Origin of the sequence: Caldalkalibacillus mannanilyticus JCM 10596 (assembly GCF_000615945.1) — a bacterium.
Classification (GTDB): Bacteria; Bacillota; Bacilli; order Caldalkalibacillales; family JCM-10596; genus Bacillus_AT; species Bacillus_AT mannanilyticus.
The window spans coordinates 15,522-28,700 of record NZ_BAMO01000049.1; the positions used below are offsets into that span (position 1 = coordinate 15,522).

General features: G+C 37.6%; 17 protein-coding genes and 1 rRNA gene. 1 reads left to right on the forward strand and 17 read right to left on the reverse strand.

The genetic code is table 11. The annotated features are described in order from the left end of the window. Window positions 1–39 precede the first annotated feature (39 nt). Window positions 40–951, forward strand: coding sequence for a hypothetical protein (locus tag JCM10596_RS20775; RefSeq protein ID WP_025028751.1), 912 nt, complete (start codon window positions 40–42; stop codon window positions 949–951). Window position 952: 1 nt separating this feature from the next. On the opposite strand, the gene JCM10596_RS20780 is transcribed toward JCM10596_RS20775, so the two are convergent. The 17 genes from JCM10596_RS20780 to rrf all read right to left on the reverse strand — a co-directional run bounded on the left by JCM10596_RS20780 (window position 953) and on the right by rrf (window position 13,150). After that, window positions 953–2,119, reverse strand: a complete 1,167-nt coding sequence (locus JCM10596_RS20780; RefSeq protein WP_025028752.1) for a rhomboid family intramembrane serine protease — start codon at window positions 2,117–2,119, stop codon at window positions 953–955. A 5-nt stretch (window positions 2,120–2,124) separates the two neighbouring features. Beyond that, the gene (locus JCM10596_RS28300) at window positions 2,125–2,880 is read right to left on the reverse strand and encodes an HAD family hydrolase (RefSeq protein ID WP_025028753.1); all 756 of its coding nucleotides are present in this window, start codon (window positions 2,878–2,880) and stop codon (window positions 2,125–2,127) included. A gap of 121 nt (window positions 2,881–3,001) precedes the next feature. Next, a complete protein-coding gene (locus JCM10596_RS20790; RefSeq protein WP_025028754.1) occupies window positions 3,002–3,202 on the reverse strand; it encodes a hypothetical protein in 201 nt (66 codons plus the stop codon). A 114-nt stretch (window positions 3,203–3,316) separates the two neighbouring features. Beyond that, complete coding sequence (locus JCM10596_RS20795; protein WP_025028755.1) at window positions 3,317–3,706, reverse strand: Spx/MgsR family RNA polymerase-binding regulatory protein; 390 nt, start codon at window positions 3,704–3,706, stop codon at window positions 3,317–3,319. A 181-nt stretch (window positions 3,707–3,887) separates the two neighbouring features. Beyond that, complete coding sequence (locus JCM10596_RS20800; RefSeq protein ID WP_025028756.1) at window positions 3,888–4,499, reverse strand: TlpA family protein disulfide reductase; 612 nt, start codon at window positions 4,497–4,499, stop codon at window positions 3,888–3,890. Between the two features lie 34 nt (window positions 4,500–4,533). Then, the gene (locus JCM10596_RS20805) at window positions 4,534–5,550 is read right to left on the reverse strand and encodes a ThiF family adenylyltransferase (RefSeq protein ID WP_025028757.1); all 1,017 of its coding nucleotides are present in this window, start codon (window positions 5,548–5,550) and stop codon (window positions 4,534–4,536) included. 10 nt (window positions 5,551–5,560) lie between these two features. Continuing rightward, the gene (gene moaD / locus JCM10596_RS20810) at window positions 5,561–5,809 is read right to left on the reverse strand and encodes a molybdopterin converting factor subunit 1 (protein WP_025028758.1); all 249 of its coding nucleotides are present in this window, start codon (window positions 5,807–5,809) and stop codon (window positions 5,561–5,563) included. Beyond that, the gene (locus tag JCM10596_RS20815) at window positions 5,802–6,260 is read right to left on the reverse strand and encodes a molybdenum cofactor biosynthesis protein MoaE (RefSeq protein ID WP_034681943.1); all 459 of its coding nucleotides are present in this window, start codon (window positions 6,258–6,260) and stop codon (window positions 5,802–5,804) included. Before JCM10596_RS20815 ends, moaD begins: the two co-directional genes overlap by 8 nt. A 37-nt stretch (window positions 6,261–6,297) precedes the next feature. Beyond that, the gene (mobB, locus tag JCM10596_RS20820; RefSeq protein WP_025028760.1) at window positions 6,298–6,861 is read right to left on the reverse strand and encodes a molybdopterin-guanine dinucleotide biosynthesis protein B; all 564 of its coding nucleotides are present in this window, start codon (window positions 6,859–6,861) and stop codon (window positions 6,298–6,300) included. Next, the gene (locus tag JCM10596_RS20825; RefSeq protein WP_025028761.1) at window positions 6,854–8,119 is read right to left on the reverse strand and encodes a molybdopterin molybdotransferase MoeA; all 1,266 of its coding nucleotides are present in this window, start codon (window positions 8,117–8,119) and stop codon (window positions 6,854–6,856) included. Before JCM10596_RS20825 ends, mobB begins: the two co-directional genes overlap by 8 nt. Window positions 8,120–8,121: 2 nt before the next feature. Continuing rightward, entirely contained in the window at window positions 8,122–8,760 is a 639-nt protein-coding gene (gene mobA / locus JCM10596_RS20830; protein ID WP_025028762.1) for a molybdenum cofactor guanylyltransferase, read from the reverse strand. Then, window positions 8,757–9,341, reverse strand: coding sequence for a 5-formyltetrahydrofolate cyclo-ligase (locus JCM10596_RS20835; protein ID WP_025028763.1), 585 nt, complete (start codon window positions 9,339–9,341; stop codon window positions 8,757–8,759). Before JCM10596_RS20835 ends, mobA begins: the two co-directional genes overlap by 4 nt. 247 nt (window positions 9,342–9,588) lie before the next feature. Continuing rightward, the gene (locus JCM10596_RS20840; RefSeq protein WP_025028764.1) at window positions 9,589–10,650 is read right to left on the reverse strand and encodes an AI-2E family transporter; all 1,062 of its coding nucleotides are present in this window, start codon (window positions 10,648–10,650) and stop codon (window positions 9,589–9,591) included. Between the two features lie 2 nt (window positions 10,651–10,652). Next, entirely contained in the window at window positions 10,653–11,666 is a 1,014-nt protein-coding gene (gene moaA / locus JCM10596_RS20845; RefSeq protein ID WP_025028765.1) for a GTP 3',8-cyclase MoaA, read from the reverse strand. 163 nt (window positions 11,667–11,829) lie between these two features. Beyond that, complete coding sequence (locus tag JCM10596_RS20850; protein ID WP_025028766.1) at window positions 11,830–12,027, reverse strand: alpha/beta-type small acid-soluble spore protein; 198 nt, start codon at window positions 12,025–12,027, stop codon at window positions 11,830–11,832. A gap of 183 nt (window positions 12,028–12,210) precedes the next feature. Then, window positions 12,211–12,867, reverse strand: a complete 657-nt coding sequence (locus JCM10596_RS20855) for a CBS domain-containing protein (RefSeq protein WP_081792131.1) — start codon at window positions 12,865–12,867, stop codon at window positions 12,211–12,213. Between the two features lie 167 nt (window positions 12,868–13,034). After that, window positions 13,035–13,150 (reverse strand): 5S ribosomal RNA (gene rrf / locus JCM10596_RS20860). Window positions 13,151–13,179: the final 29 nt, after the last annotated feature.

Below are 13,179 nucleotides of genomic sequence, written 5' to 3' on the forward strand. Positions count from 1 at the left end.
TAAACAATAGCAAGTCCCTACAAAAGGAGCTGAGGGTACATGCTTTCACCAAAAAAAATCTTATTTACTATGTTTTTCTTCATTAGCAGTTTCATTGGACTTGTCCTTTTTTTTCAATCGAACTTGGAAAATGTACAATCTCCGACACGACTACTAAAAAAATCGGTTCCGTCACTACAGGTATTCCCGCTAGATCAATCAATAGAATTCAGCCAAGTAAACTCAACTTTTACGTTTGAAAAAGAAAGAGGAAACAGCTATTTTATTCAACTAAAAACAAGTTCACTAACAACGACACCTACTTATTTAAGACAGGACGTAGCCTTGATTTACTCAAATGGAATTTTGCTTGATAAGGTTTATGAATGGGAGGAGAATGTTTCAAGTCTAGAGTATACGATGACTATGGAGGGAGAAGGATCGACACGCTATGATGTTATCACGTTTCATCATGCAGAGATTCATCATCATGATCGATACATAACAAGTCAATACGCAATGAGTAGCGATCAGGTTTACATCTTAACCTCTGCCTTTTCAGCCCCTACTCTATTTCGAGAGGCGCATACCAATACACAAAAGCAGTGGCAGCGCATTCTAGATCGTGCCATAAACGATCAATGGAGGCTGCAAAAAAATCATTTGTTTCAATTTTTTAGAGTGGATCAGAAGCAATATGATTTGATACCACTAACAGAATTACATATGTATCAGCATCATTCTTTTCCTTACTTTTCTGAAGAGGAAACCAAAAAAATCATAGGGGGAGTTTGGGAGGGGATTTATCGACACTATATTCTAGGTATTACTAATCCCCCTGATGAACCCATAGATACCAAAGGAAGTACGGTTCCTATTCTTTTACTAGCAAAAGACAAATCCCACCTTAAAATTCTCTTTCGAACAGCTCAAGGAAAAGAAATACAGCTTATTCAGACGATCAACCCTTAATTTATGATTTGAGCTTTGGTAGACCAATCAAAGCTGCTGCAATAAACCCACCGATTAATCCACCTAGATGTCCATAATTATCAATGATTGGGATAACAAAACCAATCCCTAAATTAAATAAGAGGATAAAAATAATATCAGTCCCCATGGTTCTAAAAAACAGGTTGCGATGTTTAAGGCCAAAAAATAACAGGGCTCCAAAACAGCCAAAGATAGCCCCTGAAGCTCCAGCAGCTAGATGAGGATTAAAAAGAAAGCTAGCCAAGGTTCCAAAGAAACCAGCAAAAAAATAAATCCACAAAAAACGCATCGAACCATAGATCCTTTCGACAACGGTTCCTAAAAAATAAAGGGCAAGACTATTAAAGAGAATATGAACGATACCAATATGTAAAAACATAGGGGTGATCAAGCGCCAATACTCTCCTGCCATAATAAGCGGAGTCCACTTAGCACCAAAAGCTATTAATGTTTCTGGATCTGTACTTGAGCCAACCCACTCCATTAGAGCAAACAATACGAAGTTAATAAACAGGATCAGAAAGGTCCAAATGGGCTTGCCATAATGAAAAATCTGATTAAATTTCTTCTCCTTTCGTTTCTCTTCCACTACGATTTCTCTTTTCATCTGATCAATTGTGGAAAGAAAGGCTCTATGAAGAGATTTGTTGTATAAATCGTCCGTTTTGATCTCTGTTTCAGTTAATTGCATCGTTGCAAGATCAATTTGAGGGGATTCAGAAAGCTCCGTTTCTTTAAAATAAGCCCCGCTTGTATATAAAGCATACTTTGATTCAGTCAGACTTTCAAACTCATCAAGAGCTTGTATAGGATAGTCATGTTTTGAAAATGGAAACAAGTAGACATTATACACCTTTAAGTGACTTGCCTTTAGCTTTTGACGAAAAGATGGGATATGCTCAGAAAACGAACGAATATCCCTCGCTAAGGTAGAATTCCATACAAAATCAACACATTGCAAACGAATTAATTCAAATTGCCTACCAGAGTTCCTTAGAAGCAAGCATTGCTCTAATTCCTTCCCAGTAGGATCTAGAAAGGAATGAGTATTTTTATATGGAGATTCAACGATTTGAAAATCGTATTCTTTTGTTAGAGTAAGAATCAAGGCCCAGAACCATTGATCTCGAACCATTGTATTGTTCATCTTCTTCATCCCTCATTATTCAGATGCTCCTTGTTTAAGAAAAAAGGAAGTAGCTGAGTAAAATGCTTGTACTCCACTAGCGGTTGGTGCTCAGAAGTCCTTGGTCTATTCTGCGTATTCAAATAGATAGCATTCCAACTAGCATCCAGTGCCCCCACAACATCATGCTCCCACGTATCTCCAATAAAGAGCGCTTTTTCTGGATTTTCATTTCCCAAAGCTGTTTCGAAAATGTGTTGGTCTGGTTTTTCTATCCCGACCACCTCTGAAATAAAAAAATGCTCTTGCTTTATGTAGCGGAATAGCTTGAGCTTATTGAATTTTGCTTGCTGAGTTTTCTGCTTTCCATTGGTAATGATTCCGACTTCGATTCCTGTTTGATTAAAAAAAGAAAGGGTTTGGTATAAACCCGGATAAGGCTGAACATACTGGTTTGCCTTCTCATAATACTGTTCATGAAAACGGTCAGCCTCATCTACCTGGTTAGGGAGATCAAAATGCTTCATCGTGGAAAGATATCTTTTCCGACGGTATTCTTGTTGAGAGTATTTCTTTTCCTCATATCCAGGCCAATAATAATCACTAAAATATTTAAACACTTCAAACCAATCCTCTAAAGGAACATAAGGAACATGAAGCCCGCGATCTCTCCACTCCTCCATTACATCCTGATAACAGTCTTGAATCGCTCTTTCAAAAGCATATTCATGACTATATAAAGTATTATCTAGATCAAAATATATCTTATTCCACTTAAGCATGAATACGCCTCCTTCACCGTAGTTCCTTATTATATTATAGCAACTAGCTCATAAAAGAACAAAAACCTGCTTAATGAAAGCAGGTTTTACCACACATCAATGGCTCTATCGAAAATAGATCCTATTGGGGCTGTCGAGTTGGAAGGATTTTGTTGAATAATCGTTCTCGTACAAAAGGAGTTGATATGATTAACTTTAATCCTAGATTACGAATCGTTCGATTCTTCAACATACGAAAAAAAATACCTCTCCGAATTCCAGGGATTAAAAGCGTAGCTAACCCTAATATAAGGATGATTGGACGACTCCACTGTTGTTGCATGACTGTAACCTCCTTTGAGTAATATCATGCCCCAAAAAGCGAGATTCCATGTCTGCCTCCCCTTAGAACATCCTTTTAGGATTGAGAAAAAAGCTAGGAACCCCTAGCTTTCACTTACGAACTTTTCCTAACCAAGCTCTTATTTTTAATTTTTGCTTTTTTGATCAAACCAGAATACTCCTCTTTATTATACCCTACAATTAGTTGGTCTGGAGTAAGCAATAGGGGCCTACGTAAAATACCAGGGTTCTGATTTACAAGTTCAATCCAACTGTGTAATGAGAGCTCATCCATATCTATATCTAGGTCTTTTACATCTTGGCTGCGTTTGGACATAATATCAGTCGTTCCATTTGTTGTATATGATAGTAAGCGAAGAATTTCTTCTTCTGTTAGAGGTTCGATACTCATATTTTTCTCTTTAAATGGAATTTGGTGATCCATTAAGATCTCTCGAGCTTTACGGCAAGAGGTACAGCTGGAAAACGAATATAATTTAATCACTTGCTACACCTACTTTATGGTTTATTTATATTTATTCTTATTTTAGCATGGAAGCTTACTTATAAAAAGTACAAATAGAATATTCATTAAAATATTTAAAGAAATGTTCACAAAGTGATCAAAAAATAAAATAAATATTTGTACTTGTAAGATTATTCATTGACTTACATTATTTTTTGTTCTAGTGCAATGTTTGATACACTTGCTTCATTTCTTCGTAATCGATCATAAACGGATATATCTTAGAAATGGTCCCATCAGAATTAAGAAAATAGGTAGTCGGAATAGCAAGAATTCGAAAGTGCTCTGCAAGTTCCGTTGTTCGATCCAGCAATACAGGAAAATCCATTTGATACTCCTCAGCAAAAGAAGCCACTTCTTCCTGAGTTTCACCAATATTGATGCCTAATACAATTAAATCCTCATGTTCTTGAGCGATTCTTACGATATCAGGCATTTCTTGACGACAAGGACCACACCAAGTAGCCCAGAAATTAATCAACACTTTTTTATCCTTTATCGTCCCCTCATCAAAGGTGGTTCCTTCCAGTGTTTCCAGAGCTAGAGTTGGAATTCTTTTTCCTACATGAATACCAACCTCTATTTCCTCCTTTAGAGTTTCAGATTCTTGTTCCTGATCCTTTGAATCTACTTCTTGCTCGTTATTCATATACGTTGCTTCTCGAACTTCCTTTATCTCTTGATCGTGTACATCAATATCTCCCTTTTCTTTCAGCGCTGCACAGCCTGTTAGGATGAGGATAAGGATCGAAAACCACACGATTTTTTTCATGATCAAACTCCCTTCTAAACAAGTCGGTCATTTGCTACATACCTATATATTTGGTATATAGCGACCTTGCGACGGAAATATCTTCCGTTCCTTGAATAAGAACTCTCCCATCTGTAAACAAAACCATGGTCATGTTCTCAATGGTGCATCTTAAAAGAAATGGGGTTTGCTCTACCATCCCCACCTTCTCAAGTCTTTGCTTCCATTTTGTCAGATCCCATTTCGTATCTTGAGTGGGAGATATCTGGATCGTATCTCGACCACACAACGCAGTAAATTGATCTTCTTTCATGGGTTGGAGAGCAGGATATTCCTTCATCTGACAAGTAAGACATTGCTCTTTATTCTGTTTCCATTTAATCTCATGTTGATAGTGTTGCCATATATCGAAGGTAATTAAACTCCTTCTTACTTTTTCTTTTTTTCCAATCAGGATTTTTATGGCTTCAATGGCCTGTAAAGAAGCTACCATATCAATAATAGGAGCCAGAACACCTGAGGTATCACAGGTTTCCGCTGCCCCACCCTGATCCTCGATCAAGCAACGCAAGCAAGGAGTATCTTCGGGAATAAAAGAAGCCTGCATTCCTCTAGAGCCCACTGCACCTCCGTAAATATAAGGGATCCCTTGCCCAAAACAATAGTCATTCATTATGAATCTTGTTCTAAAATTATCTGTACCATCTAAAATAAGATGCATATCTTGACCGAAGGAATCAATATTCATAGGGGTGACATCTCCTACAATTCCCTCTATCTTGATCTCCGAATTAATTCTTCTTAGCTTTCTCTCTGCTGCTATGGCTTTGGGAAGTTTTTCACAGACATCCTGCTCATCAAATAGCATTTGCCTCTGTAAATTACTTTCCTCTACAAAATCACGATCAACAAAGCGTACTAAACCTACTCCTGCTCGAACCATATGATTCGCTAAAACAGTTCCTAGAGCCCCCATACCAACTATTAACACTCGGCTCTCTTGTAATTGACGTTGTCCTTGTTCTGCAATATCAGAAAATAAGATTTGTCTTGAATATCTGGACTGATTCATTTCTCTTTTTTCACCCTCCACTTACAGGAGGAATAAAGGCTACTACATCCTGATCAGATAAATATAGTTCCTCATTGACGAATTCCTCATTTACCGCGATCATGGCACGTTCGATTTCATGAGATATTCCTGGGTATGTATCAACTATTCTCCTGCGGATATCATTAATTGTCATCCTATTCTCTCCAAGAAATTCAAACTCTAATTCATGTGTCCCTGCTTCTTCAGCTAAGCCTGCAAATAACAAAACTTTAATCATTTCCCATTCCCTCCGGCTTTCCAGTACAATATTGAACCGTTTCCTTTTGATCACCAATCCAGCTTTCCCCATTCTCCCAATGCTCTTTTTTCCAAATAGGTACAATTTCTTTAATACGCTCAATCGCATAACGAGATGCTTCAAAAGAGTCGGCTCGATGAGGACTAGACACAGCAATAACAACCGCAATATCTGTAATATCTAAACGCCCTATGCGATGTGTAATCGCAACGATCGCTTCAGGCCATTTTTCTTTTATTTCTTGTCCTATTTGCTCCAGCTTTTTTGCAGCCATTGATTCATAGGCTTCGTATTCTAGATATACCGTTTTTTTTCCTTTTGTTAGTTCACGTACAACTCCTATAAAGGTATTAATCGCTCCCGCATTGCGATGAGCTACTTTAGAAATCGTTTGTTCTATCGAAATCATGTCTTTTGTTATTTGATACATATCCTGACTCACATTAACCCTCCCTTACATTATCTTTTCATGGTTTATGCAGCTTAGTATAACATCTCTCTACCCAGCTTAGAACCCTTTCCTCCTCTTGAAGCAATAAGCTTTCGTAAGATGGGTACTTCTTTTCCTGCACCCCTAATTTATACGCCTCATGATCCTGCTTATTCCAAAACAAAAGAAGTTTGACTTCTTTCGCTTCCAAAATAAGTGTAAAATCATCAACAGAGCGCAGGAGTACAATTTTGGGGTAGCTTTCCTTTTTAAATCCTTCGATCAGTATCAGATCAAATGTAGCCATCGTCTGTACCTGTATCAAGAGCTCCGATAAGGGACCCTCCTGATCTATTTTCATTGTCAGCCCAATTCCACTAGGAGATTGAATAAGACTTGCATCTGCCCCAGCTTCTCGATGCTTCCAAGTATCCTTGCCTTCCTGATCTAGAGAAAACCCATGATGATCATGTTTTATGGTAGCAATACTCAAATGATGCCTCATTTTAAGGTGAGTAATGATCTTCACTAATAGAGTCGTTTTTCCACTATTACTAAATCCCACACATTGAAGTATAACAGGGCTCGCTGCTCTAGACATAAATCGTTCCTTCTACAGGGCGATCTAGCCAAATAATCTCGACAAGATCATCTTTCTTTATTTCCTTCGTACCGCCTGGTATCACAAGTAATGTATTCGCTTCGATTAATGAGGAAGCAACCCCTGATTTATCTACACCAGTAGAGGAAACGAAGACCTCATGACCCTTCACTTCTGCTTTCGCTCGAATAAAACGAGTAAACAGATTAGGCTTCTCAACATCATGCAGAATTTTGGCTTTGGATCTTGGTAAATGAATATGTTCAGCCCCTACAGCTTTTTTTAATACAGGACGCATAAACAACTCAAATCCAACAAAACAAGCAGAAGGATTCCCTGAAAGACCAAAAAACCACTTATCCCCTAAAGTAGCAACCGTGGTGACACTTCCTGGGCGCATTGCGACTTTGTTAAATAATCGTTCTGCTCCTAATTTTTCTATCAAGTCTTGAACATAGTCAAAATCGCCTACAGAAGCTCCACCGGTCGTAATCAGATAATCAACTTCCGTAAAAGCTTTAGTAATGGCTTGGTAGCACAAATCGAAATCATCAGGTAATATCCCGTAATACTTAGGGATCGCACCTGTTTTTCGGATTTGGCTTAAGAGCATATATGAGTTACTGTTTCGGATTTTACCTGGCTCAAGCTCTTGTTCAACCGACAGCAATTCTGTACCTGTTACAAAAACCCCTACACGGGGCTGCTTATATACTTTTACGTTATGATATCCATAAGTAGCAAGCATCGCCATTTCCCCAGCGCTGATCACCCGTCCTTTATGGGCTAGAATTGTTCCTTCCTGAGTATCTTCACCAATATAAGCAATATGTTGACCAATAGGAACAGCTCTATTAATTTCAATCCACTTCTCTTCCCCTTTAGTAATCTCCTTCACCAGTTCAATACCGATGACAGCATCAGCCCCTTCTGGCATTTGGGCGCCTGTCATAATGCGAATCGCTTCACCACTTTGCAACATGCGTTCGCTTACTTGTCCAGCAGGAACATAATCTACAACTTTTAGAGAAATGCACTGATCAAACGAAGCACCTTGAGAATCAATTGATCTGATAGCGTATCCGTCAAAAGCAGAGCGGTTAAAGTGAGGAATAGGATGCTTCGCAACCAGATCCTCAGCCATTACTCTGCCATCGGTTAAAGATAATTCAACCTCTTCTATTTCCCCAAGCTTTGCATTTTGGATGATGCGCTCAATCGCTTCAAAAACCTGTATTGCCGTTCTATTTAGACTCATCTTCATTTTCCCCTTTCTCTACATATCTGTAAATAATCCTCTGGTTTATTCATATTAAAAAAAACATCTGAAATGGGTGTCCAACCTTGCCATTCACTTGGTTCAATCCGATAGTAATTCATGTGCGTGAGCCACTCTGTGATTCGGTGTTTATTTTGATCTAACAGCTTCTTTATCGTTTCTTTTTGTTGTGAATATAATCCTGCAAGTGGTTGTACTCTACCCTCACTATAAGGAATAAAGGCATCATATTGTTGCCTTTTTGTCACGATTTCAGTATGTAATCGTTCTTGTAGACCCACCAAGTAATTAGGGTGCAGCTTGACCATATCACAGGCACAAACAAAATACCAAGAATCCTGTAATTCCTTCATTCCCGTATAAATACCAGCTAAAGGCCCCTCCCCTTGATATAAGGGATCATCAGTTACGATCTGTACATGTAGGGCTTGTTGAAATAAACTTGATATGTATTCATAATCCTTCTCATTTGACACAATGATAATCTTTCGTGAAAAGGGAGTCAGAACCTCCACTAAGAGCTCAACCATTGTTTGAACATTTATTTCGAGTAATGCTTTCGAGCTTCCCATCCGTCTACTCATTCCACCAGCCAAGATGATACTACTCCATGTCTTCATCGCCTATTATCCACTTCATACGTACCCTCGTTGGTAATCAGTTTATGGACAGGGACATCATGATCTTCTCTTGGGAGAGATAAGCCTGTACTCACCTGATAATCAAAAGCAAGCGATACCCTCCTGACAGCAGGCTTTAATTTTGGCAGAAAGCGATCATAATAGCCACCTCCATAACCAATGCGATATCCTTCCATGTCGAAAACCACACCGGGAACAATAATCGTCTGTAACTCATCCACTACCAATTGTATATAATTGTCAGGGCGAGGTTCAGGGATTCCAAAATATTGCTCAGTTAATTCTGAGAAATCATGAATACGACAAAAAATTAACTCATGTCGCTTAGGCTGGCAACTAGGGAGATACATGTTTTTTCCTTCCTTCCAGCCTTGCCGGATAACGGAAAGAGTGTCAACCTCCTGCTCTATCGAATAATACAACGCTATATGCTGAGCGTTCTTCCACTCATCTGTTAGAAAAAACAAGGAATGAATCTTTTGTGATTTTTCTCTCCAAGCTTCCTCTGTCATTTCTTTTTTCAAGCGGCTTACTTTTTCACGCCATTCTTTTTTTGTCATAAAAAATCATCCCTCATATTCAAAAATTGTCACCAATAGGTGATAACCTAAATATAGTAAAGTATGAATTCATCATGTAGCTTTTCTACACATCCTTAACAAAAGTCCAATCTTTCTTGTAAGGAATAATGGACCAAACGTCTGGAGCAAGAGATACTCGACGGCTTGACCCTCGAGTGGGCTGTTGCCCACTCTGACAAAATGACATACCTTCTTATAGGTATGTCATTTTGTCTATTTACAAGAACTATGCTTTTCTTAATTCTATCAAACGATATGCATGCTTAACTACAACCTTTAACATAGCATAAATGGGAACAGCCAAAATCAGACCAAGAATACCTCCTAAGCTACTGGCAACCAAAAGTAATAGAATAATGGTTAGTGGATGAACATCAAGTGCTCTCCCCATAATTTGTGGCGAAATAAAATTAGATTCAATCTGCTGAGCGACTAAAACAATAAGCATGACCTTAATCATCATCCCAGGTGAATCGATAAAGCCGACAATCAAAGCAGGAAGAAGTCCAATAAAAGGCCCCACAAATGGGATCACATTCGTAAACATCGCGACTAAAGCTAAGATCAAAGAATATTCTAAATCAATGACTAAATAACCAATATAAACCATGATTCCTACACATAAGCTTACAATGACCTGCCCCTGAACATAGGTACTAAGTGCCTTGTTCATATCAGATAATATCTGCTTTCCTTCTCTTTTTTCCCCATTAGGAAGAAAATTTAGCAGCTGATCTGGTGCTTTCTTGCCATCTTTTAGTAGATAAAAAAGAATTAAGGGAACAATGACCATAATAACAATAAAAGAAGTAATGGCGCCTAAGATCGTAGTGACATTGTATCCAATATAATAAAGCATCTGCTCGGCTTTACTGGTAATAAACACAATAGCTTCATTGATGTAACTAGGGAACGAAGCTTGATTCAATTGATAATTCTGCCACTGATAACGAAGAGTATCTGCGATCTTTGGTGCGTTATCAATAAGATTCTGTACCTGTTGTTGTAAAACTGGACCAATCTTTAAGATCAATCCCCCCATCACAGCAATAAGAGATAAGTACAACAGTAAAATAGCAATCACTCGTGGAATTTTCTTGCTACACAAGAAATCTACTAAAGGTCTGAATAAATAATACAACACACCTGCAATCAAAAATGGGAAAAATAAGGTTTGAAAAGCAATAACAAAAGGTGTAAATACAAATTTAACTTTTTCTAATAAGAAAATAATAAGAAGAACTAAAATCGTTCCATAACTAAATGTAAAAAACTTCCCCTTCGGCATTTCTATCCCCCAATATGCGACATTTCTATTTTTTTCTGTCTTAGCTTCGTATTCGTTAATCGTTCTTCAGAATAACGATCCTTTCGTTGTGACCATATACCTTGAATCAATTCTAATAACTCAGTATATGTTTTTTGTTCTCTTAAAGGTGTTTTGAGATTATATCCTTGTGAGGAGAACAAACAGGTATACAGGTGACCATTTGCTGATAACCTAGCTCTCGTACAGCTGGAACAAAAGGCTTCAGTCACAGACGAGATAAAGCCTATTTCTCGATCGGTTCCGATATAACGATATCGGCTTGCTACTTCCCCAAAATAGTTAGGGTTAACAGGTTCGATTGGCATCTCCTTATTGATTAGAGCTACAATATCCTTACTAGGAACAACTTCATCTAGCTTCCAATCATTGTGGTTACCAACATCCATAAATTCAATAAAACGTAAGGTATATCCTTTATTATTAAAGAATTTAGCCATCGGTACTATATCTTGATCGTTCACTCCTTTTTTAACTACCATGTTGATTTTTACTTCCAGTCCTTCTGCCGCGGCAGCATCAATTCCTCTTAATACTTTTTCAAGTGGAAAGTTACGTCCATTTATTTTTTGAAAGCGTTCAGGACATAGACTATCGACACTAACTGTTACTCGTTGTAACCCTGCTTCACGAAGAAGCTTAGCCTTCTCAGCTAATAAAGACCCATTTGTCGTAAGGGCGATATCGTTAATGCCATCTATATTAGAAATCATTTCAATAAGCCGCTCAAGATTTTTACGTAGTAAAGGCTCCCCACCAGTGAGCCTCACCTTTTCTACTCCTAATTGATGAAAAAGTTTCACTAATTTACTAATTTCCTCAAAAGTTAATAATTCATTTTGAGGCAAGAAAGGGTAATCAGGACCAAAGATCTCAGCAGGCATGCAGTATGAGCATCTGAAGTTACATTTGTCAGTAACAGAGATACGAATATCACGAAGTGGACGTTGTAAGCGATCTTCAATTTTTGTGTCCATAGGTCCTTTTCCTCCTTTAAAGTTTATTCTTTCATCATATCATATCACATTCCCTAACAATTGAATAATATGTAGATATTCGAATAATCGTCACTCTTCTGCTGAAAATTGCATCTAAAAAAAGAAACTCCCAAAAAAAGGAGTTTCTTTTATAGACAAATGATTAACGACCGCTCATTTGCTGTTGTGCCAATTGTACTAAGCGTTTTGTTATCTCCCCACCTACAGAACCATTAGCTCGAGAAGTGGAGTCAGGTCCAAGTTGTACACCAAATTCTGAGGCAATTTCATATTTCATTTGATCTAAAGCTTGTTGAACTCCAGGAACTAATAATTGGTTTGTGTTATTATTTCGTGCCATGTGTAATTCCTCCTTGTTCAATTCTGTTTAGATTTTAGCGAAGATGAAAACCTCGTTTACCTAAATCCATCCATGAACAAAGTATCATCTTGCTCCACCTCCTGAAAAAAGTTCATTTTCTATTGGTGGATTCTTAATATTTGATTATCTATCTTTTTTTATACATTGATAAGATACTTTCTTCTATTCATTTGTTAAAGCAGGTACATAGCGGTGATGAGTTATTCTAAAGCCAGCATCTGAGATCTCATTTAATAATTTATCGATATCTATGGACTGCACTTTAACAATAATCCGCTCAAGTCCAGCTACCGTTAGGTCAAATTGCAAAATACTTATGATATTAGAGTTTGTTTCAGTAATAATTTGTGCTAATTTAGCCAGCTGTCCCTTAGCATCAATTGTAATAACTTCAATGAGGTATCCGTCTTGGTTATAGCCGAATGCGGATTCAAACGCTTGGAAAATATTATTTCTAGATATGATCCCTAAAAAACGATTATAGTCATCTACACAGGGCAAAAAATGAATATCCATTTTTTCCATCTGTAAAATAACTTGTAAAAAATCAGTATTTTTGTGTATGACCTTAATACCCTTTTTAACAAAAGGTCTTATCTCAGAAGTAAGAAAAGCTTCTTTAGATACACTTTGCAGAAAGAATGCTTCATAAAGATCACTAGCATTGATTACACCTATAAAATGATTTGATTCATCTACAACTGGTAATGTTTTAAATGAACCATCCTTCATAGTCTTTAGCGTATCACCTATTGTATCATTTTCTTTAGACAAGCTTAAACTACTGATTGGAATCATATACAGCGATGCATTCATCATAACCTCTCCTTTATTTAGTTGATCTTCTACACACTATATAAATAATATCATACTATTTCATTCTTCGAATTATGTTCATATCCTTCTTAATAATAAAAGTTGTTCTCCACTTTTTCAGTTAAAAAGAAAAAAAGTGACTCCCTATAAAGGGAATCACTTTTTTATTTGCCTGGCAACGTCCTACTCTCCCAGGGGCAAAGCCCCAAGTACCATCGGCGCTGAAGAGCTTAACGGTCGTGTTCGGTATGGGAACGTGTGTGACCTCTTCGCCATCATCACCAGACTCTTCATTGCACTGCTTGTCTTAACAGT